This is a genomic window from Nocardia inohanensis NBRC 100128, assembly GCF_001612945.1.
GTDB classification, from domain to species: domain Bacteria; phylum Actinomycetota; class Actinomycetes; order Mycobacteriales; family Mycobacteriaceae; genus Nocardia; species Nocardia inohanensis.
The window spans coordinates 123,287-146,584 of record NZ_BDBK01000005.1; the positions used below are offsets into that span (position 1 = coordinate 123,287).

General features: G+C 69.4%; 8 protein-coding genes. 4 read left to right on the forward strand and 4 right to left on the reverse strand.

Features of this window, described 5'->3' with window-relative positions; translation table 11 throughout:
- Window positions 1-188: 188 nt before the first annotated feature.
- Window positions 189-1,412 carry a lipase family protein gene (locus tag NI1_RS13820; RefSeq protein WP_067819586.1) on the reverse strand — a complete coding sequence of 408 codons (1,224 nt, stop codon included), beginning with the start codon at window positions 1,410-1,412 and terminating at the stop codon, window positions 189-191.
- A 178-nt stretch (window positions 1,413-1,590) separates the two neighbouring features.
- Between NI1_RS13820 and NI1_RS13825 the strand changes: the two genes are divergently transcribed.
- Window positions 1,591-2,187 carry a TetR family transcriptional regulator gene (locus NI1_RS13825; protein ID WP_281179494.1) on the forward strand — a complete coding sequence of 199 codons (597 nt, stop codon included), beginning with the start codon at window positions 1,591-1,593 and terminating at the stop codon, window positions 2,185-2,187.
- A 290-nt stretch (window positions 2,188-2,477) separates the two neighbouring features.
- Window positions 2,478-3,599: an alpha/beta hydrolase gene (locus NI1_RS13830; protein WP_067819589.1), complete on the forward strand. Its 1,122-nt coding sequence runs from the start codon at window positions 2,478-2,480 to the stop codon at window positions 3,597-3,599.
- A gap of 37 nt (window positions 3,600-3,636) precedes the next feature.
- Here the strand turns inward: NI1_RS13830 and NI1_RS13835 are convergent, their stop codons facing one another.
- Together NI1_RS13835 and NI1_RS13840 are read right to left on the reverse strand one after the other, a co-directional pair.
- The gene (locus NI1_RS13835) at window positions 3,637-4,197 is read right to left on the reverse strand and encodes a TetR/AcrR family transcriptional regulator (RefSeq protein WP_067819712.1); all 561 of its coding nucleotides are present in this window, start codon (window positions 4,195-4,197) and stop codon (window positions 3,637-3,639) included.
- 699 nt (window positions 4,198-4,896) lie between these two features.
- Window positions 4,897-5,325 carry a DoxX family protein gene (locus NI1_RS13840; RefSeq protein ID WP_067819593.1) on the reverse strand — a complete coding sequence of 143 codons (429 nt, stop codon included), beginning with the start codon at window positions 5,323-5,325 and terminating at the stop codon, window positions 4,897-4,899.
- 193 nt (window positions 5,326-5,518) lie between these two features.
- On the opposite strand from NI1_RS13840, the gene NI1_RS13845 reads away from it, so the two are divergent.
- Window positions 5,519-6,280 (forward strand): SDR family oxidoreductase, encoded by a 762-nt coding sequence (locus tag NI1_RS13845; protein WP_067819596.1) that lies wholly within the window; start codon window positions 5,519-5,521, stop codon window positions 6,278-6,280.
- 40 nt (window positions 6,281-6,320) lie between these two features.
- Window positions 6,321-8,579 (forward strand): M28 family peptidase, encoded by a 2,259-nt coding sequence (locus NI1_RS39855; RefSeq protein ID WP_084523157.1) that lies wholly within the window; start codon window positions 6,321-6,323, stop codon window positions 8,577-8,579.
- A 57-nt stretch (window positions 8,580-8,636) separates the two neighbouring features.
- On the opposite strand, the gene NI1_RS13855 is transcribed toward NI1_RS39855, so the two are convergent.
- Window positions 8,637-23,282 carry a non-ribosomal peptide synthetase gene (locus NI1_RS13855; RefSeq protein WP_067819606.1) on the reverse strand — a complete coding sequence of 4,882 codons (14,646 nt, stop codon included), beginning with the start codon at window positions 23,280-23,282 and terminating at the stop codon, window positions 8,637-8,639.
- Between the last annotated feature and the right edge of the window lie 16 nt (window positions 23,283-23,298).

Sequence of the window (23,298 nt, forward strand, 5' to 3'; positions counted from 1 at the left end):
CCCGAACCCACAGCGTATAGATCCCCATGCTCGGAGCAGCGAAGGTATCGACCAAAGACGCAAACCGCGCGCCCCATCATGCATTTCGCCGCCCAGACGCGACCAACCACACCCCGCACCGACAGCATCCGACATACATCCTCTTCTGCCGATTATGCGATGCACCCTGGCCCGAGTCCTTCTACTGATCAGCAGTTAGTGGGTGCTGGCTTGTCGTCGAAGCGGTCAGCCAGGTAGCGGACCGCGGTGTGGCGATTGAGGATCTGCTCGGTGATGTGTTCGGTGAGTGGGTCGCGGACGCTGTAAATCACAGCACCGTGTGAGCACCATGCGCGCATCGCCGCGTCGGCTTGCCCGACGGGGATGACCGTGTCGAGTTCACCGTGGTAGCTGTACACCGGCGCCACCGGGGCGGCGGTCCCGAGAGCGTGGCGGGCCAGCGCGGCGGCGGGACCGGGCAGCGCGATCGGGTCGGGAACGTCGATGTATTCATCGAGCCCGCGCATGGAATACCGGGTGATCGCGTCCACGCACGAGGTGCGCATGTCCTCCAGCATGCTGCGACCCTGAGCGTTGAGTAGCTGTTCGATACCGGCTTCGGGGTGTTCGGCGGCGAGCCCGGCGAGCCCGGCGAGCATCAGCCCGCTGAAGAGGTTCCGGTCGAGATTTCGCGCGATGACCGTCGGATCGGCGGGGAGCCCCCCGAGCGCAACGCCTTTCACCGGCAGCTCGGGTGCGTAGGTGGGTTGGAGCTGGGCGGCCCATCCGGTGGGCTGTGCGCCGCCCGAATAGCCGTCCAGCGCCCAAGGGTTCGCCGGGCCGATACCGCCTTCACCGAGCTCGCGCACCGCGCGGATACCGTCGAGCACGATGTGCCCGCCCGATATGCCCGCGGTGAACGCCGCTCGCGGACCTTCGTGGTCGGGTATCGCCACCGCCCAGTTCCGGCTCAAGAAGACGCGGGGGTCGCCCGAAGCGGTCGACATCGAGACCGATGGTGCGCAATGCTTTCCGGCTGAGTCCTGGGCGAACTGCTGGGACACCACGGGCCGCGTGCCGGGGCCGGGCCATGGTGCGGTCGGAACGATCAGGGTGGTGATCGCCATGATCGCTTCGTCGCGGGTGTCGTTGCTGCGGTAGGAGATCTGCCAGCTCTGAGCGTCGGGAATCTCCTGGCCGTCGAGTATTGGTGGGATCGAGCGTGCTCCGATGATTTGGCCCGGTCGCAACGAGGTCAGGTCGGTCGGCGGTCGACGGAACGGGTCCTGTTCCACCGTGGTGATATCGGCGGCGGGTGCATCGGCCGAGGCGACCGCGGCCTGGGGCGCTACACCGAGCGCGAGGGCGGCGGTCGCGGCGGCGGCTAACCACCGCGCGGACGAGACACCGAGGACTCGGAGATTGAAACGCATTATCGAGCCAGCTCCTTCATGTGACCGCTCGGGCGCACCGCATTGTTCGCCCCGGGCCGACACTGAGCGCCTATCGTGACAGTGACTGACATAGTTGGCAACTGATACCGTGCGGGGCGTGGTTATCAAGGATCTGCGTGAGGTGAGCCGGAGCGCGATCCGGGCCAGGGTTGCCGAGGTGGCCGAGGAAATGTTCGTGGACAACGGCTTCGAGGCGACGACCGTCGATGCGATAGCGGCCGCAGTCGGGATGTCGCAGCGAACGTTCTTTCGCTACTTCGCGTCCAAAGACGATCTGGTACTGCACAATTTCGAGCAGTTGGGCGACAACCTGACCGAGCGTCTGGCCGCACGTCCGGTCGCGGAATCGGACTGGACAGCGCTGCGCCGCTCGTTCGATGTGGTCACCGAGCAGTTCGCCGACGAGCGTCAGCGCGCTCGCGGCCTGATGATCCAGCGAATCGTGGACAGCAGCCCCTCGCTGTTGCCCGGGTACCTGGAGCGGATCGCACGAATCCAACATCGGCTGTCCACGATCCTGCGGGCTCGACGCACCCACGAAACACCCAGCGCACCTGTCGACGACGCGCTGGTCCACGCCCTGATCGGGGCCGCGTTCGCGTGTCTGCAAGCAGCGGTCGCAGAATCGGCGCGTTCAACCGAGTCCCGATCCCACGACTTGGCCGCCCGACTGGACGCGATCATGTCCGCGATCCACCCTGAACCGGCCCTACCAGCCGTCGGCACTGCCTCGCCGGAAACATCGGCGGGCTGACCGGTAACTGCCTTCGACGGTCGGCCAGTCTGCACAGCACTCCACGCACATGACCTGAATATCCACTCATGCCGCGACCTGGGCGTTGGTCCGCCGTCCAAACAGGTTGGCTGACAGTGCTTCCCGGTGCGCGGTAATGCCGAATGCAGCGCAATGGGGTCGGGTTGCCGCCAGTTCAGCCCGTGACACCACCGATTCTTGACTGTCGTTCAAGAAGGACTTACCGTAACCCCAAGCCGCTTCTTGGATGGCGTCCAAGAAGAGTGATGGTGGAGCGGAGGACGCAACTCATGGCAATCGATGGACCTGCCGATCGGCGCGAGATGGTGGCGGTGCGGCGACGGGAGGTTGCGTTCCCCTCAGGTCAAGACGAGTGCGCGGCATGGCTGTACACCTCGCCCGACCTGGATGGCCCGCGCCCGATGGTGATCATGGCGCACGGTCTCGGGGCGGTGCGGGAGATGCGCCTGGACGCCTACGCGCAACGGTTCGCCGAGGCGGGGTGGTCGGTGCTGGTGTTCGACTACCGTCACCTCGGGGCGAGCGGCGGAGTGCCGCGCCAGCTGCTCGATATCGGCCGCCAGCGTGCCGACTGGCATGCTGCCCTGGCCTTCGCGCGCGCCCTGCCGGAGGTCGACGTCGACCGAATCGCGTTGTGGGGCAGCTCTTTCGGTGGCGGGCATGTCCTTCAGGTGGTCTCGGAGGACACCCATATCGCGGCGGTTGTTGCTCAGTGCCCCTTCACCGACGGACCGGCGTCGTTGCGCTCGCGTATCCGGACCGGCCCGCTGAGCGTGATAGCGCTGACCGTGGCGGGGATTCTCGATACGGTCGGTTCATGGTTCGGTGCGAAGCCGATTCTGTTGCCGATGGCGGGGACGGCCTGGATGCCGGCGTTTGTGGCCTCGCCCGACGCTCTTGCCGGTGCTTCGGCGCTCCTACCGGCGGGGACTCGGCTCTCGCGGCGCAGCAGCGCGGTGTTGAAACGGTTACCCTCGGTGCGGGCTCGGGTGTCGAAGAACATCGAGCTGACCGAGAGCGACGGCGGGCAAGAACCTGTGACCAATGTCGGTCGCGACAGCGTGTGGGGTGTATTGCGTGGCCCGAACAGCGAATTCGATGCCGCCAACGCCCTGGCCGCACGGCTGGCGTTGCGCCTTCCGCTCGATCGACCCGGTTGCGCGCTGGCTCGTTCCAGCACTCCGACGCTGCTGTGTGTCTGCGACAACGACGCGGCCGCACCCGCGAAGACCACGAAGCGGCACGCACAGGGCCTGGCGCACGTGCACATCCAAAGCTATCCGTGCGACCACTTCGACATCTACGTGGGCGAGCACTTCGAACGCGCCGTGCGTGACCAAATCTATTTCCTGGCAACACAATTCGACTACTCCGCAACCACCACACAGTAGATCGCCCCGGGCTCGTGGACGGGCGCGGACCGGGCACTCAGCCCGCGGCCGCGGCAAGACTGCGAGCGCTGTTGAGCAACGTCTCGATCACCGCGCGCCGCTGAGACGGCTCCGCTGGATGCGTCAGCAAGCCTTCGACCACGAAAACACCCATCATGACCATCGGGTCCACTCCGTCAGTGGGCACGCCGAGCTCGATCAGCTCCGCCCGGAACAATCCCTCGGCCAGCGCGTGGAACTGCTCGTGCCATTCGCCGATGGCCGCGGACGCCGCGGCGCGCGTATGCACGGTACTCACCAACCGGCCCAGCTGCTCCAATTGTGCGACCAGCCACAACAGCCGATCGGTCAAGCTCGCGTCCAGCATGTCGGTGTAGGAGGCCATCGAGTCGGCCAGGACCGCATCGAGGACCGCGATCAATACCGCGTCCTTGTCCTGGAAGTACCAGTACAGCGTGTTCGACACCACTCCGGCATCGCGGGCGATCCGCGTCATCGACGCCGCGTCGTACCCCTGCTCGACGAACAACCGCCGAGCAGCCACCACGATCTCGGCACGCTTTTCTTCCCGATCCTGCGGACGTTTGTTGCGAGGCATCTCCAGTCCTGACCTAGTCCCCGCCCCAATGCTATCTTGACCGGCCCCCAAGAACGGCCCCGGCAGGAACTGCCAGGCGAGCAGTCCGAGGAACATCCTCAATTGCCGCATACCGCGCTGACCGCACCGGCCAGCGCAGGTGGGGCGAAGGTCAGCGGATCGATCTGACCTGGTGCCGGCCAAACGCACCAGATTGCCGAGTGGCGGCCTGACCTCACCAGACGGCGTTGCGTGAAGGTGCGCGGCCAGCTCTGGCGGGCCGGCTTCTGGCCATCAGCTAGAGCCTGGGCGTCGGTTGGACCTTGAACAGTGCTCGGGTCGCCCCCGGACAAACCCAGGGATGCAACCGCTTTACGGTGCTGGAGGCCCCGGATGCTAGCCGCGCGTGATGAAGATATCCGATCGCACTGACAAGACGTGGACGGAAGGAGTCGGACCCACTGGGTGCCGTATTCGGGTCGGATGAGGGCCGAGATCGATTGCTGCGCTGGCCATCCCACATCGGCGTCGAACCTTGCGCCACGAAACAGATATAACCATCACATGATTCGGTGGGGCGCGGGGTGGGCGGTGCGATTCGTGGCGCCCGCCCCGCGACTCCGATGGGACGGCCCGACCAACCCGACCGGACCGTCCCTGCAACGCACAACACGGCTACCGGTGGCTGGGTGCCGCCGGTAGCCGGGGGTTATGCGCGGGTCATCGCTGAATCAGGGTGCGCAGGGCCGTGAGCGAGGACCGGCGTTCGTAGGCGATCCAGGCGAAGATCGCGGTGAGTGCCAGTGGGAAGGGGGCCAATTCGGGGGTGCCGGCCAGGAAGGCGTTGAAGGCGGCGGCGAGGAAGGTGACGATCGCGAGGCCGATTGCGGCGGCTGCGGTCAGGCGGGGAATCATGAGGCCGATGCCGCCTGCGACTTCGGCTACACCGATGAAGACCAGCAGCGCCAACGGGATCGAGGTGGCGGTGGCGTTGTTTTCCATCAGGGTTCGGGGGATGACGAGCTTCGGGCCGCCGGAGGCGATGATGAAGAACAGGCCGAGCACGATTTGCAGGGTCCACAGGACGCGGTTGCGAATCTTGCCGGGACGAACGGTGGTGGTGGTTCGGGTGGCGGCGATGGCGGTCATTTCTTTTCCTTCTGGGTCGGTCGCGCCGGGTTGGGGGCGCGTTCGTCAGTAAGGACGGGGGCCGTGCGGAAAATTCATCGGCGCGAGGTAGTCATCCTGGTACTGGCAGACCCAGGAAACGTGGAACCCTCGCTGGGCTCTTGCGGCCGTCACAGGATGGGTAGCAGCAAGAGCGCAGAGCGAGGAGAGAACGATGAGCTACGAGAATTTGGCTGGGCGTACCGCGGTTGTCGCTGGGGCTGCCAGTGGGATGGGTGAGGCTACGGCTCGGCTGTTGGCTGCGAATGGGGCGCGGGTGGCGTTGCTGGCTCGGCGGGCAGAGCGGCTGGAGGCGCTGGCGGGGAAAATCGAGGCCGATGGTGGTGTGGCGCTGGCGGTTTCGGTGGATGTGACCGATAGCGGGAGTGTGACGGCGGCGGCTGAGCGGGTGCGTGAAGGGTTCGGGGCGGTGGATCTGGTCGTGAACTCGGCGGGGGTGATGCTGCCGAATCCGATTGTGGCGGGGCGGGAGGACGAGTGGGTGCGGATGCTGGACACCAATGTGGCGGGGCGGCTGCGCATTATTCGGGCGTTCGTTCCGGATCTGCTGGCGGCCGCTGATGCGGGGCGGGCCGCGGATCTGGTGAATATTTCGTCTATCGGGGCGCACCTGCCGTTTCCGGACTACTCGGTGTATGGCGCTACGCAGGCGGCTATTACGCAGTTGTCGGCGACGTTGCGGACGGAGTTGGGGCCGCGGAAGGTGCGGGTTACCAATATCGAGCCGGGGCTGACCGATACCGAGTTGGGTTCGCACATCGACAATCCGGAGCTGAGTGGGCAGTTGGACGGGATGTTCAGTGCGCTCGATGCCTTGCGCGCGGACGATATCGCCGATCTCATCGCGTACACGACCAGCCGTCCCGCGCATGTCAACCTGCGTCAGGTCATCGTGCTGCCGACCCAGCAGGCATGAGCGTCGCCGGAATCCCGCTCGGCCTGCCTAGTATCGAAGGATGCGGGTGGGTCGAGGGATTTCCGGATTGCTGGCGTTCGTTCTACTGCTCGTTGTGGGGTTCGCGGCAGCGTGGGAGATAGAACCGCACGGTCACAGGGACGCGTCCGCGCCTGCGGGAGAGTTCAGTGCCGGGCGGGCGATCAGGGTGATCGAGGAGATCGCGAAACGGCCGCATGCGGTCGGCACACCCGAACATGACCGGGTGCGTGACTATCTCGCGGGCGAGCTGCGGAAGCTGGGGTTGCGCACCGAGATTCGGGCGGGAGTCGGGTTGTGGCCGCAGTCGTTCGGTGAGGACGTACTCGGGGGCGGGCGGGTCGAGAATATCGTCGCCACGGTGCAGGGGACCGCGCCGAGCGGGACCGTCTACGTTGTGGCGCACTATGATTCGGTGCCTTCCGCGCCGGGCGCCAATGACGACGGCGCGGGCGTCGCCTCGATTCTGGAGTCGGTGCGGGCATTGCGGGCCGGCGAGACCGGGCTTCGCAATAATCTGGTGGTGCTGCTGTCGGACGCCGAGGAGCCGGGGCTCTTCGGGTCCGAAGCCTTCGTCGCCGCCGGGGGTTACGACCCGCACAATGTGGTGATCAATCTGGAGGCGCGTGGTGCGGGTGGGCCGCCGCTGCTGTGGCGGATCACCGCGCCCGATGGGTCGCTGGTGCGGGCGGTCTCGGGGGCGGTTCCGCATCCGAACACCGATTCGCTGACCACCGCGCTGGCCGGTGCGGAGACCTCCAGCAATACCGACTTCGCCTCCTTCGAACCGCACGGATTGCGGGTGCTGGACTGGGCTTTCGCCGGAAAGAGCGCCTACTATCACAGCCGGCTCGATGATCCGGCGCACGTGAATCCGGCGACGCTGCAAGCCATGGGTGACAACACCCTGGCGCAGATCAAGGAGTTCGGGGAGCGCGATCTCGCTGCCGACACTGCCGACGAGTCCGAGCGCGCCTATTTCGTACTGCCTTTCGGGGTGCTGGTGGTGGTGCCGCTGTGGGTGATGATCGCGTGCGCGGTGGTGGGGTTCCTGGCCGCGATCTGGGTGGTGTGGCAGGTGAAGCGCTCCGGTGAGACCGGGGTGTGGCGGGTGATCGGCGCGGCGGCGACGGCTTTGCTGGCGGTCGTGGTCGCGGTGGCGTCGACCTGGGGCTGGTGGCTGCTGGTGCAGCAGATCCGGCCGGCCTACGCGGCCATGCCGGTGGATCCGTTCCGGCCGGGCTGTTTCCAGGCCGCGGTACTGGTGCTGGGTGCGGCGACGCTGCTCGGCTGGTACGCGCCGGCGCGCAAGTTATTCGGAGCGACGGGGGCGGGCGTCGGGATGTTGTGCGCGGCGGTGACGACCGGTGCGGTCGTGGCCGCGCTGGCGCCGGGCGCGTCGCAAATCGTGGTGGTGCCTGCGACAGCGGCGGCGCTCGGTGTCGCGATCACGTTCCTGACACCGGAGCGCTGGCGGCTGCCGATGCTCACCGTCTTCCTGATTCCGGCGGCGGTCTTCCTCGGCGGCAACGGGTGGACGAGCCTGCAAGCCGGGCTCACGGCCGCGCCGTTCCTGACCGCCCCGTTCGTCGTGCTGCTGGGCGGGCTGCTGCTGCTCACGCTCACCCACACCTGGCCGGACCGGCGCGGCTGGACGATTCCGCTGACCGCGCTGGTGCTCGCCGTCGCGCTCACCGCCGCCGGGCTGGTGGTGGATCGGGTGGACGATACCCATCCGCGCACTTCGCAATTGGTGTACGCACTGGACGCGGACAAGAAGGAGGCGCGTTGGATCTCCAACCTCGTCCCCGATCCGTGGACACGGGAATTCGTGGGCGATACCGAGCCCGGCGCACCCTATTCCGACCTGTGGAAGAAGGCGATAGCCAGCGGACCCGCACCGGTGCAGGCACTTTCGGCACCCGTGGCCGAAATAATGTCGGATAGAACCGATTCCGGGACTCGCACCGTGCGGCTGCGTTTGCGCTCCACTCGCGATGCGACCCGCATCGACCTGCTGTGGAACGCCGCGCCGAAAAGCCTGCGCGTAGCCGACCGCCGGATCGAAACGCCCCCGGCACAAGGCTTCCGGTTCTTCGCCCCCGGCAAGGAAGGCGTCGAAGTGGAGCTGGTGGTGCCCGCCGGACCACTGTCGCTGCGGCTGGCCGACTACACCTGGCTGCCCGACTCCGGCGTCGGCGCCTACCGGAATCCCCCGCAGGACACCTACTTCCGCCAGGACAGCACGGCAGCCGTCTTCCTCACCGTGCCGGGGCTGTGACCGGCCCGAGGTAGGACGCGCCGGCCACACGGATCGCCTCGGGCAGCCGGGAAGCGCTCACCCGTGCCATCGCTGCCGCAGCTCCGCACCGATATGGGCGATCGGATCCGGTTGCGCCATACCGATATGCGTGGCATCGACGGGAATGTCGATCACCTTGCCGGTGAGATGCGGAATCCAGGTGTCGGCCGGGCAGCGGTCCGGTGCGGCGGCGCGGGTGGCGGTGAAATGCAGCAGGTCACCGTCGAATACGCCGCTCGGTGCGCCGGGTACCGGGCGGGTGAGCGCGGCCGTCGCGCGTTCGACCAGATCGGGTGGGAATGCGGTGGGGTCGATCAAGGCGCGCAGCTCCTGCCAGGCGGCGTCGGTTTCGCCGTCCGTCGCCGTCGTCTCCGTGCCGTCGTCGGCGGCCGCGTCCATGAGGGCGAGCAACGCCACTTCCGCGCCGGTGGAACGGAGTTGGAGCGCTATCTCATGGGCGATGCGGCCGCCCAGTGACCAGCCCAGCAGCCGGTACGGGCCGTCGGGTTGGCGGCGGCGGATCTCCGCGATGTAGCGGGCGGCGTAGTCGGGCACTGTGGCACAGGGGGTTTCGCCGCGCACGACCCAGGGGTCTTGAATGCCGTACAGGGATACCTCGGGGTCGAGATGGGCGAGCAGGCCCGCGTACGGCCAGGCCATACCGCCGCCCGGGTGAATGCAGAACAGGGTGCCGGCCGTCCCGGCGCGCAGTGGGAGCACCACTTCGAACGACTCGTTTCGCGGTGCGGGAGAGTCGATTTCGACGGCGCGTGCGTGGCCGGGAGCGTCCAGCCGTGCGGCCAGCCCCGCCACCGTCGGGGTTTCGAACAGCTCACGGAGGGCGACGCCGCCGAGTCGCGACATCACCCGCGCCGCACTCAGCGAATTGCCGCCCAGGCTGAAGAAGTCGTCGTCACGACCCACCCTCTCGACCTGGAGGATCTCGGCGAACGCCGCGGCGACCCGCTGCTCGGCCGGGGACGCGGGGACGCGATAGCGGCGGCGGACCGGCATCGGGGCGGGCAGCGCGGCGCGGTCGACCTTGCCGTTCACCAGCATCGGCAGGTGGTCCAGCACCACGATCGCCGGGAGCAGGTACTCCGGAAGTCGTTGCGCGGCAGTGGCGGTCACCAGTTCGGGATCGAGGCTGCCGCCGGGCTCCGGCACCACGTAGGCGACCAGCGTGGTATCGCTCGCCGCGGTCGAGCTGACGGCGACGACGTGCGCGACCCCGGGTGCCGCCGCCACCGCGGCCTCGATCTCACCGAGCTCCACGCGCACACCGCGCACCTTGACCTGGAAGTCCGCGCGGCCCCGGTAGATCACCTCTCCGGTTCGGGTCCACGACACCAGATCGCCGGTGCGGTAGAGCCTTTCACCCGGGCCGCCGAACGGATCGGCGATGAATCGGACGGCGGTGGCGTCCGGGCGGCCGCGGTACCCCCGCGCCAAACCGGCACCGCCGAGATACAGCTCGCCCACCACGCCCACCGGCGCGGGTCGCAGGCTGGAATCCAGGACATAGCAGCGGATACCCACCGCCGGTCCGCCGATGGTGACCGGCTGCCCGCCCGCCAGCGCGCCGCTCACATGCGTGATCACCGTCGCCTCGGTCGGACCGTAGGCGTTCAACAGCCGCCGATCCCGGCCCCAGGTCGCGGCCACCGCCGCCGGGCAGGACTCACCGCCGGTCACCACCACTTGCAGATCCGGCAATCGCTCGGGTTCGGTACAGGCCAGCACGGCGGGCGTCACGAACGCATGCGTAACCCGTTCCCGGCGCAGGAGTTCCACCAGCGCCGGACCGGCATAAGCACCGGGCGGTGCGACCACCAGTGTCGCCGCCGCGCTCGCCGCCAGCGCCAGCTCCCAGATCGAGACATCGAAACTGGGTGCGGCCACGCACAATATCCGCGAATCCGGGGTCGCGCCGACGCTGTGTGCTTGCGTCGCAACCATATTCGCCAGTCCAGCGTGGGTGACCACTACCGCTTTCGGCGTACCGGTCGAGCCGGAGGTGTGAATGATGTAGGCGGCATTGCCGATACGCGGGCGAACCGGGTGCCCGGCACAGCACCGACCGGTTACGGCGCTGCCCGTACTCTCCGCGTCGCAGCGTCCCGCGCCCACACCGGCACTCGCATCGCAACGTTGCCCACCCATGCCGGAATCGGCATCGCACAATGGAGCACCCACGCCGGAATCCGCAGCACACCCTGCACCAGGTGCGGCGTCGCCCCGCAAGTCACCCTCGCCGGAATCCGCAGCGCACCCCGCATCAGGTGCGGCGTCGCCCCGCAAGTCACCCTCGCCGGAATCGGCAGCGCACCCCGCACCAGCGGCGACGTCGCCCCGCAAGACACCCGTGCCCGAATCGGCAACGCACCCCGCACCAGCAGCGGCCTCGCCCCACGAGACACCCGTGCCCGAATCGGCAACGCACCCCGCACCAGCAGCGGCCTCGCCCCACGAGACACCCGTGCCCGAATCGGCAACGCACCCCGCACCAGCAGCGGCCTCGCCCCGCAAGACACCCGCACCGGAATCGGCGTCGTTCCCTGCTACCGAGCCCTGCGCGGAGTGGGTTTCGGGGCCGATGGCCGGCTGCGCGGAGGGTAGGACGCTGGTCCCGTCATCGCCGAGCACCAGCACGTCGATGGCGGGTAGCGCGGCGAAGGCCGGGTATTCGGCGGCGGTGGTGACGACGACCTGTGCGCCGGTGCCCGCGATCAGTTCGGTGATGCGGGCGGGTGGGAAGGCGGGGTCGACCGGGAGCAGGGCCGCGCCCGAACGCGCCACGCCCCAGCACGCCACCACCCACGGCAGCGAGCGCGACATGCCCAGCGCCACCACGTCTTCCGGGCCGATGCCGGCCGCGTTGAGCCAGCGGGCGACGCGGGCGGCCTGCTCGTCGAGTTCGGCGTAGGTGAAGCTGTAGTCGCCGCAGCGCACGGCCTCGGCGGCGGGGGCCCGGTGGACGGCGGCCGCGAGCAGGGCGGGCAGCAGCAGGTCGGCGGGGGCCGCGCCGGTGTTGTTCCAATCCCGCACCATCCGGGCGTATTCGGTGTCGGACAGCATCGCGAGCCTGGCGATGGGGGCGTCGGGCTCGGTGGCCAGGCCGTCCAGGACGCGCACATATCGGTGCACGAGCGCCGAGATCGTCTCGCGGTCGAAGAGTTCGGTGGCGTACTGCACGGAGACCGTCAGGCCGGAACCGGCCGGAGAGATGACGAATTCGAGGTCGAAGCGCGAGGTGTCCGAATCGAGCGTCACCGGTTCGGCCCGCAGCCCCGGCAGTTCGACCGCGACCGGATCCAGGTTCTGGAAGGCCAGCAGCACCTGGAACAGCGGGTGCCGAGCCCGCGAACGCGGCGGATCGATCGCCTCCACCACCTGCTCGAACGGCAGCTCGGCATGCGTGAACGCCGCCAGATCGGCATCGCGCACCCGCGCCAGCAGACCCGAGAACCGCTCCCCCGCCCGCATTTTCACCCGCAGCGCCAGGGTGTTCACGAACATTCCCACCACATCGTCCAATGCCGCCTCGCCGCGCCCGGCGACCGGCGTCCCCACCGCGATATCGGAGTTCCCGCTCCACGCGGCCAGCAGCACCGCGAGCCCCGCGTGCAGCGCCATGAACAGCGAAGCGTCTTCCTCGCGCGCGAGTTCGCGCAGCCGCTCCACCGTGACATCGGGGACGGTGGCCGTGACCATGGCGCCGCGATGCGAGGCGACCGCCGGTCGCGGCCGATCCAGCGGCAGGCCCAGTTCTGCGGGCGAATCCGCCAGCGCCGCACGCCAATAACTCAGCTGCCGGTTCAGCTCGGACCCCGGATCCGTAGCCGACCCCAGCACCTCCCGCTGCCAGATCGCGTAGTCCGCGTACTGCACCGGCAGTGCCGCCGGTCGCCACGCCTGCCCGGCCCGCGCGGCCGCGTAAGCCGCCGCGAAATCCCGCGCCAGCGGGGTGAGCGAATAGCCGTCGGCGTTCGCGTGATGAATCACGAGCGCCAGCAGCCACTCTCGCGATTCATCCACAGTCGTCCCCAATGTGAACAACGCCGCCCGCACCGGTACCGCCGCCGTCAGATCGAACGGCGACGCACAGAACTCCGCGAGCTCGCGAGCTACCCGCTCACCATCCACCACCCGCAGCTCGAGTACCGACATGGAATTCGACCGGAGCCCGGAGCCCTCGGCCGCACCGCCCACCCGGTCACCCACGCGCGCATCGGTGGCGGGGTCGGCCCCGGCGACGGGCAGGACCAGCTGGCGGCCTACGCCATCGACCTCGGGGTAGTAGGTGCGCAGCGCCTCGTGGCGGGCGATCACGGCATGCAGTGCCGATTCCATTGCCGGGACGTCTATTTCACCGGTGAGGCGCAACACCAGCGGGATGTTGTAGGCCGATGAATCCGGGTCGAGACGGTTGAGCAGCCAAAGGCGCTGCTGGGCGAAGGAGAGCGGGATTTCGGCGGGGCGGGTGCGCGCTGTCAGCAACGGGCGCGAACCGAACGACCGGGTGCCCGCGGAGAGGCGGAAGGCGAGTTCGGAAACGGTTGGCGCGTCGAATACTTCGCGCACGGGGACCCGGCTGCCCGCCGCCGCGCCCAGCCGGGCGGCCACTCGCATCGCGCTCAACGAGTTGCCGCCGAGCTGGAAGAAGTCGTCGTCGGCGCCGACCCGTTCGATCTCGAGCACCTCGGCGAACACTCCCGCCACCAGCCGTTCCGCGGCCGTTCCGGGCGCTCGGAACGGCTGGGCGATCACCTGCGGCTCCGGCAGTGCGGACCGATCGACCTTGCCGTTTCCGGTGAGCGGCAGCTGCTCACACACCATGAACACCGCCGGGACCATGTAGTCGGGCAGCCGGCGCGCGACTGCCGCACGCACCCGGGCCACATCCAGCGTGACCGCACGGCGATCGGGCGCCCGGTCCGCCACCAGGTAGGCGATGATGCGGGCGTCGCCGGCGGTGTCGGCGCGGAGCACCGCGACGGCTTGGGAGATGCCGGGGAGGTCGGTCAGGGCCGCTTCGATCTCGCCGAGCTCGAGACGCTGGCCGCGGATCTTGACCTGGGAATCGGTGCGGCCCAGGAATTCCAGCGCGCCGCCGGGCCGGTGCCGGACCAGGTCGCCGGTGCGGTACATGCGGGACGGGTGCGAGGAGTGAGGGTCGGGAAGGAAGCGGGTGGCGGTCAGACCCGGGTGGCCATGGTAGCCGCGGGCGACGCCGAGGCCCGCGATATAGAGCTCGCCGGGGGCGCCGGGCGGTACGGGTGCCAGGCGGTGATCCAGGACGTAGGAGCGCACGCCGGTGGCGGGGGTGCCGATGGTGAGGGGGTGACCGGGGCGGAAGGGGAGGCTCAGGTGGGAGATGATCGCGGTTTCGGTGGGGCCGTAGGCGATCAGGAGTTTGCGGTCGGGGGACGACCATTTCGTGGCGAGCGCGGGCGGCACCACTTCGCCGCCGGTGACCAGGACTTGCGGCTGCGCGACGGCCGGGTCGAGACCGGCCAGCACGGCGGGGGTGATGAAGGCGTGGGTGATGCGTTCGCGGTGCAGCAGGTCCGAAAGTTCGGGGCCGGCGTAGACGTCGGGGCTCGCGATGACCAAGGTGGCGGAGGCGCTCGCCGCCCAGAGCAGTTCCCACAGTGCGGCGTCGAAGCCGGGGGAAGCCAGTTGCAGGATGCGCGAATCACGCTGCGGTGTGCAGTGTTCGAGCTGCGCGGCGACCAGGTTGGCCAGGCCCTCGTGCGTTACGGCGACGGCTTTGGGAGTGCCGGTGGAGCCCGAGGTGTAGATGAGGTAGGCGGTGCCCGACAGTCGCAGTGGGGAGGTGCGTTCGGGATCGGCGATCGGGGTGGACGGGCACTCCGATAGCTCGGCGCGCACATCCAGGGCATCCACCGCGATCCAATCCGACTGTGACATACCGGATTCGACGGTGGTGAGGCCGAGTACGGCATCGGCGTCCGCCCGCATCGCGGCCATCCGCTGCGGCGGCAGGCCCGGGTTGATGGGCAGGTAGGCAGCACCGGTCTTGGCCACCGCCCAGACCGCGGTCACCCAATCGATGCCACGGCGCATGGCCACCGCCACCACCTGTTCGGGGCCGACTCCCCAGCGGATCATCCAGTGCGCCAAACGGTTCGAGCGTTCATCGAGTTCTCGATAGGTCACGGTGCGGGTGCCGGACACCAGCGCCGGCGCCTCGGGGGCGCGATCGGCGGCGCGGGTGAAGAAGTCGGGCAACAGGATCGGGGGCGTGTTGCCGGTGCGGTTCCAGGTCTCCAGCACGGTCCGGCGTTCACCGGGGGCGAGCAGATCCAGGGCGCCGTTCGGGCGCGACGGGTCGGCGGCCACCTGCGTCAGGACGCGCGCCAGACGCTCCAGCAGGGCTTGCGCGGTACCGGGGTGGAACAGATCGGTGTCGTAGTGCAGGGCCAGCGCCAGTCCGGAATCGGTTTCGGCGATATCGAATTCGAGATCGAAACGCACGGTGGCGGCGGTGCGGCGCACCTCTTCGACGGTGAGGCCGGGCAGCGCCAGAGCAGCGGGGGCGTAGTTGCGGTAGCCGAGTACCACCTGGAATACCGGATGGCGATTGGCTGCCCGGGCTGCTCCGAGGGCATCGACGACCCGTTCGAACGGCACGTGCGCGTGCGCGAACGCGTCCACGTCGATCTCGCGAACCCGGTCGAGCAGGTCGGCGAAGGAAGTTTCGGCATCGACCGGGACACGCAGGGCGACCGCGTTCACGAACATGCCGACCAGATCCTCGAGCCCGGGGGCGTCCCGGCCCGCGGTGGGCGCGCCGATGACCACGTCGCCGGTGCGCCCCAGCCGGGCGAGCAGTACCGCCAAGGCCGAGTGCAGCACCATGAACAGCGAGGCGTGGTGCCGGCGGGCGAGCTTACGCAGGCTGATGGTGATGTCCTGTGGCAGTGCGCTTTCCACCGTTCCGCCCTGATACCGGGGGACGGCGGGCCGGGGCCGATCGAACGGGAGCGGCAGTTCGGCCGGTGCGCCCGCCAGCACGCGCACCCAGTGCGCCAGTTCACGATTCAGCGTCGAGCCGGGATCGGTGGCCGCGCCGAGCCGGGCGTGCTGCGCCATCGCGTAATCCGCGTACCGTGTGGTCAGCTCGGGCCACGCCGGGGCGTTGCCGGTCGACCGGGCCCGGTAGGCGGCGGCCAGATCGCGGGTGAGCACGCTCAGGGAGAAGCCGTCGGCGTTCACGTGATGCACGGCCACGGCCAGCACCCGGCACCGTGGCCCGATCTCGCACAGCCGCAGGCGAATCGGGGGCGCGGTGGCCAGATCGAAGGGCTCGCGCTCGAAGTCGGTGAGCGACTGTTCGAGGCGGTCTTCGGGAACTATGCGCACCTCCCAGCGCACGCTCTCCGCCGGTGCGAGCGCCTGGTACGGGATGCCGTCGTGTTCCGGGAAGTAGGTGCGCAGGGCTTCGTGCCGCTCCAGCACATCGGTGACGGCCGCCGACAGGGCATCGGAATCCAGTTCACCGGTGAGCTTCACGGCCAGCAGAATGTGGTATGCCGCCGCCGTGCCGGCGCGATCGAGCAGCCAGATCCCGTGTTGCGCGCAGGACAGCGGTGCCCGCTCAGCCGGTTCGGCGACGCTGGGCCGCACGGGATTCCGTGCCGCACCGCGAGTCGCGGACGCCAGGCATTCCGCCAGGTCGCTCACGACCGGATGTTCGAAGATGTCGCGCAGCCGCACCTCGGCGCGCAGCTCGAGCTCCGCGAGTTCACCCCGCAGCCGCGCGACCACCCGGGTCGCACTCAGCGAATGACCGCCCAACGCGAAGAAGTCGTCATCCGCGCCGACCGGTTCGACCTCCAGGACCTGCGAGAACACCCGCGCCACCGCGGATTCCACCGGATTGCCCGGCGGCCGGGAACCGGTCCGCACGCGATCCGGCGCGGGCAGCGCACCCCGGTCGATCTTGCCGGTCGAGGTGAGCGGGAAGCGCTCCAGCACGGTGATCGACGCCGGCAGATACTGGCTGGGCAACCGCCGCGCGATAGCCGTCCGCACCGCCCGCACATCCACCCGGCGCCCGGCCACGGGCACCAGATACGCGGCCAGTTCCGGCTCCGACTGCGGCTTCGTCTCGACGGCAGGCAGCGGCTCCACCGCCGAGCCGCCGTCCGCACACCGCTCTGCCCTAGAGCCAGGCAGCAAAGACTCAGTCGATTCGTCCTCCGCACACCACCGCGCCCTCGAGACAGGCAGCAAAGGCTCGGTCGATTCGTCCTCCGCACACCATTGCGCCCTGGTCGCAGGCAGCAAAGACACGGCCGACCCGTCCTCCGCACACCACCGCGACCTCGAGGCAAGCAGCAAAGACTCCGCCGACTCGCCCTCGGCACACCATTGCGCCCTGGACGCAGGCAGCAAAGACACGGCCGACCCGTCCTCCGCACACCACCGCGCCCTCGAGGCAAGCAGCAAAGACTCCGCCGACCCGTCCTCCGCACACCACTGCGCCCTGGACGCAGGCAGCGGAGGTGCGGGCGAATCGTTCTCCGGCAACCACTGCGCGCTAGAGGCAGGCAGCAACGGCACGGGCGAATCGTTCTGCGGCAACCACTGCGCGCTAGAGGCAGGCAGCAACGGCACGGGCGACTCGTCCTCCACACACCACCGCGCCCTCGAGGCAGGCAGCGGAGGTGCGGTCGGTTCGGCCGGCGAATCGGGCTGGCGGGCGGGCGCGGAGGGCGGGGTGCCGGTTGCGGCCGAATACGTTGCGGCTGAATCGGGATGGCGGAGGATGACGACCGCGTCGGCGACGTCGGGGTGTGCGGTCAGCGCCGCTTCGATCTCGGCGAGTTCGATGCGGACGCCGCGTACCTTGACCTGGAAGTCGGTGCGGCCGTGGTACTCGAGTTCGCCGTCGGAGCGCCAGGAGCCGAGATCGCCGGTGCGGTACATGCGTTCACCGGGGGCTTCGAAGGGGTCGGCTACGAACCTGGCGGACGTGAGCCCGGCTCGGCGGTGGTAGCCGCGGGCTAGTCCGGGGCCGGCCACGTAGACCTCGCCGCGCACGCCCGGGGGGACCGGGCGCAGGCGGTCGTCGAGGACGTAGCAGCGGGCGCCGACCACGGGGCCGCCGATCGGGACCGTCGGGGTCGGGCCGGACGGGGGTATGGGGAGGCTGGTGGTGGCGCAGATGGTGACTTCGGTGGGGCCGTAGACGTTGACGAAACAGCGGTCGGCGGACCAGGTTCCGGCCAGTTCGGCCGGGCAGGACTCGCCCGCGCTGGCCAGCAGGCGCAGGTCGGGAAGGTTGCCGGGGTCCGGGAGGGTGGCCAGTACACGCGGGGTCAGCATCGCGTGGGTGACGCGTTCGCGGATCAGCAGATCCTGCAATTCCGCGCCCGCGTACGCGGTGGATGGTGCGATGACCAGGGTCGCGCCGCCGCCCAGCGCCAGCAGCAGCTCCCAGATGGACGCGTCGAACCCGGGCGCGGCGACGGCCAGTACCCGGGTACCCGGTTCGGCGTCGCACCGCTGCGCCTGGGTCACCAGCATATTGGCCAGACCCGCGTGAGTGATGGTGACGCCCTTGGGGATTCCGGTGGACCCGGACGTGTAGATGACGTACGCCGGGTGCGACAGCCGCAGCGGGCGCACCCTTTCCGCGTCGGTGATCGGACTCGCGTCCGAGCAATCCTCGCTCGCGCCGACCGTGAACGCCTCCCGGCCTGCGGCGAGCGGTGCGTTCCCCTCGATCGGCACGCCCGTGGCGACATCCAGCCAGCGGAACTCACCGGGCAGTGCCGGCTGCCGGCTCGGCCCGGAAATACCCAGGACCGCACCGGAATCCGCGAGCATGGCGGTGATGCGTTCGGCGGGTGCGTTCGGATCCACCGGCAGGAAGGCCGCGCCCGCCTGCGCGACGGCGCACACCGCGGTCACCCACTCCACCGAACGCGGCAGGCCGACGACGACCACGTCCTCGGGGCCGATGCCCATTCGAATCAGCGCTCGTGCCAGTCGGTTCACGCGCGCACCGAGTTCACGGTAGGTCAGTGCCGTGTGCTCACCCACCAAGGCGGTGAGGTCCGGATCGTAGGCGGCGGCACGAGTCAGCAAGTGCGGCAAGGTAGCCGGTGCCGCGTGACTGGTTTCGTTCCATTGCCGCAGTAGTCGCCGTTCGTCCACGGTGAGCACATCGATCTCACCGACCGGCGTCTCCGGTTGCTGACCGATCCGGTCCAGAACGAGCAGCAGGCGTTCGGCAACGGCCTCGATCGCCGAGCGGTCGAAGAGATCGGTGGCGTAGTCGACGGTGACCGTCAGGCCGGAATCGGTTTCTGCGAAGGTGAATTCGAGATCGAATTTGGCGACCGGCAGCGGCAGTTCCACGGGTTCGGCGCGCAGGCCGGGGAGTTCGAAATCGGCGCGGGCGAGATTGCGCAGGGACAGCATGACCTGGAACAGCGGCGTCCGGGTGGGCGAGCGCGGCGGGTCGAGCTGTTCGACGACGCGATCGAACGGGACCTCGTCGTGCGCGAAGGCCGCGAGGTCGATATCGCGGACGCGGGCGAGCAGTTCGGTGAAGGACTCCGCCGCATCGGTTTTCACGCGCAGTACGAGGGTGTTGACGAACATGCCGATCAGATCGTCGAGCCGGGCATCGCCGCGCCCGGCCACCGGCGTGCCGAGGGCGATATCGCGGCCGCCGGAGAGGCGGCCCAGCACCGCCACCAGCCCGGCGTGCAGGACCATGAACAGGGTCGCGCCGTGCCGCCGCGCCACCTCGTGCAGGCGGCGGGCCGTCCGGTCCGGTACGACTTCCCGCACTCGGTCCGCGCGGCGGGTGCGCACCGCCGGACGCGGGCGATGCGGCGGCAGGCCGGATTCGACCGGCAGGCCCGACAACCGCTCGGACCAGTAGGAAAGCTCTTGTGACAGCACAGAATCCGGATCGTCCGCGGCGCCCAGCAATTCGCGCTGCCACAACGTGTAGTCGGCGTACTGCACCGGCAGCGGCGGCCAATCCGGGACCGTGCTGCGCACCCGGGCGGCGTAGGCCGTCGCCAGATCGCGCGCGAACGGGGCCTGCGAGAAGCCGTCGGCGATCACATGGTGAACCAGCACGGCGAGCAGGTGATGATCCACCGCGCCGCTGTCGCTCGTCACCGCGAACAGCCGCACGCGCAAGGGCGGCGCGGCCGCGAGGTCGAAGCCGGTGGATCCGAATTCCGCCAGCGCCCGGTCCATGCCGGCCGCGTCGACCGGCTCCGCCGACAGACCCGTGATCACCGCGTCGGTGGGCGAAACACGCTGGCAGGCAATGCCGTCCAGCTCTGGGAACGCGGTGCGTAATGATTCGTGCCGCCCCACCACATCGGTCAATGCGGCGGTCATGGCCGTCCGGTCCAGGTCGCCGTGCAGGCGCAATCCGAGCAGCATGTTGTAGGCCGGCGACTCCGGTTCCAGCCGATTCAACATCCAAAGCCGTTGCTGTGCACCCGATAACGGCATCCGCTCGGGCCGCAGGCGTGGCTCCGGGCGTGGACGTTCCGTCAGCAGATCGCGGGCCCCGACCCGCGCCGCCAGTCCGGCCACCGTGCTCGCCTCGAACAGATCCCGCACCCCCGCGCTCACCCCGAGCTCGGCGCCGACCCGCGCGACGACCAGGGCCGCGGACAGCGAATCCCCGCCCAGTGCGAAGAAGTCGTCATCCAGGCCGAGCGGCTCCGATTCCCGGCCGAGGACCTGCGCGAACGCCCCGGCCACCACCCGCTCGGCGGCGGTCTCCGGGGCCCGGTGCACGGTCGCCGCCACCACGGGGGCGGGCAGCGCGGCCCGATCCACCTTGCCGCTGGCGGTGACCGGCAGCCGGTCCAGCAGGACGATCACCGGCCGCATGTAGACCGGAAGTCGTTGCGCCGAAGCCTCTTCCAGTTCGCGAACCGACAGCAGCGTATTGGGCTCGGGCACGGCGTACGCGACCAGGCGCTGACCCGGACCGTCGTCGCGAACGATCACGACCACCTGGGCGATGCCGGGATAATCGGCGAGCACCGATTCGATCTCGCCGAGTTCGATGCGCAGACCCCGCAGCTTGACCTGCGAGTCGGCGCGGCCGCGGAATTCCAAGTCGCCGTTCGCATTACGGACGGCGAGATCCCCGGTGCGGTAGCGGCGTTCGCCGGGTGCGCCGAACGGGTCGGCGAGGAAACGGGCGGCGGTGAGCCCGGGGCGGCCGAGATAGCCGCGCGCCAAGGCGGGACCGCCCAGGTAGAGCTCGCCGACCACGCCGTCCGGGACCGGCCGCAGCCACGGGTCGAGCAGGTGGCAGCGCAGGCCTGGCACTTCCGCGCCGAGCGTCACCGGGCGGTCGGCGAAGAGGCGGCCGAGTTCGGCGATGACGGTGGTTTCGGTGGGGCCGTACGCGTTCACCAGGGTGCGGCCGGGCGCCCACGATTCGGCGACGGCCGGCGGGCAGGCTTCGCCGCCGGTCGAAAGGTATTGCAGGCTGCGCAGTCCGGAGGGATCGGTGCCCGCCAGCACGGCGGGGGTGAGGAAGGCGTGGGTCACCTGTTCACGGCGGATCAGGTCGGACAGGCGCGGACCCGCGTAGGCATCGCCGGGGACGATGATCAGGGCCGCGCCGCCGGAGGTGGCGAGCAGGAGCTCCCACAGCGAGGCGTCGAAGCTGGGCGTGGCCGCGCACAGCACGCGCGAGCCGGGCGCTGCCGGGAAGTGCTCCGCTTGTGCGGCAAGTAGATTCGCCAACCCGGTGTGCGTCACCATGACGCCCTTGGGAGCGCCGGTCGAGCCGGAGGTGTAGATGACGTAGGCGGGATGCTGCGGGCGCAGTGGGCGAGTCCGGTCGGCGTCGGCCGGTGCGGTGCCGTCGTATGCGGCGAGCACCCCATCCGGATCATCGAGGAGCAGCCATTCGCGTCCCGGCTGCTGCTCGGGCCCGGAAACCGCAGCGGCGGTGAGGATTCCGAACCGGACGCGGGCCTCGTCCAGCATCGCGGCCGTGCGCGCCACCGGATTCTCGGGGTCGACCGGCAGATAGGCCGCACCGGCTTTGGCCACGCCCCAGAGCGCGACCAGCCATTCGATGCCACGGCGCGATACCACCGCCACGGTGTCCTCGGGTCCGATGCCGTGCCCGGACAGCTTGCGCGCCAAGCGGTTCGAGAGGGTGTCCAGTTCGCCGTAGGTCAAGGACTTCTCCCCGCACACCACCGCGATCGCCGAGGCGTCCCGCCGCACGGCCGCGGCGAGCAGGTCCGGCAGCAGCACACCGGCTCGCTCCTCGATATCGCCCGTCTGCGCCGAGCCGCGTTCCCGCTCGGCCGGGCCGGTCAGTCCGATCCGGCCCACCGCCGTATCCGCGCCCGCCGCAATGAAGTTGCCGATGAATTGCAAGAATCGTTCCAACTGCAAATCGACATCGCCCTGCCCGTACTTCTCCGGGTTCCCGAGCAGATCGACCGAGAGCCCCTCCTCCGCGCCCGCCCGATACAGATTGAAATGCACGTCAGCCACCGAACCCGAGGACAGGATGCGATATTCGCCGACCGCCGCGCCGAACCGGCTGGTCCGATCGAAGAACATCAAATTCACGCTCGGCCCCAGCACGCGATCCGCGCCCACGCCCAAATCCCGCCGGATATCCTCGAACCGATAGCGCTGATGCCGCAGCCCGCCGGTGGTCTCCCGCGCCGCCGCCCCGATCAGTTCGCGCACCGTCACCCCGCCCGCGCAGCGCAATCGAATCGGCAGCACGTTCGCCAGCATTCCGCCGGATTTCTTCAGGGCCGCGGTGGTGCGCGCCGAGGCGGCCAGCAGCACCGTCGGATCCAATTCCCCCGTCATGCCCGCGCGGAACGCGCCGATCGCCGCCACCAGCACCTGCGCCGGACTGGCCGCGCATTCGACGGCCAATTCCGCCAACGCATTCCACTGCCCGGCGCTCAGGGCACCGGCGGCGCGCAGGGCCATCGGCTCCACTTCGCCGTCCCGCCGAATGCGATGGGCGACCGCACCCGGCGCGGTCCAGCCCGCGAAGCGTTCCCGCCAGTACTCCTGATCAGCGAGGAACCGCGCCGACCCGCGGTACTCCGCGTCCGCCGCCTGGATCTGCGCGGGCGTCAAGCCCCGGAACGCCGGCGGCTGCGCACCGCGCAGCAGCGCCTCGTACCACTCGCCGATCCGGACGATCAGTCCCAGCCCGCCGTACCCGTCGATGGCGACGTGATGCATCTGCGCGTACCAAATATGGTGTCCCGCTGCGACCCGCAGCAAAGCTGCTGCCCATAGCGGGGCGTCCACCAGATCGATGGCGACCCGATGCCGCCGGTCCATCCACTCCAGTGCCGCGCCGCGCGGATCCGGCTCCGCCGAGAAGTCCACCCGCTCCAGGCCGCCGCCGATATCGCCCGCCATCCATTGACGGGGCCGCCCCTCGCGCAGCCCGATTCGCAGCCGCCCCACCCCGAACTCCTCGAACGCCCGATGTGAAGCGGCGTCGAACAACTCCGCGTCCAGGTCGCCCCGTAACTCGAGATAATGCGCCTGCCCCGGTAGCGCACGAGCTCGAAATCCATCCGCGAGCCACAATTCCATTTGCGCTCGGGACATTTCGAACGAAGCGTCTTGCACCACGCCCTGGGAATCGGCGAGCATTGTCCCTCCCGAAGTC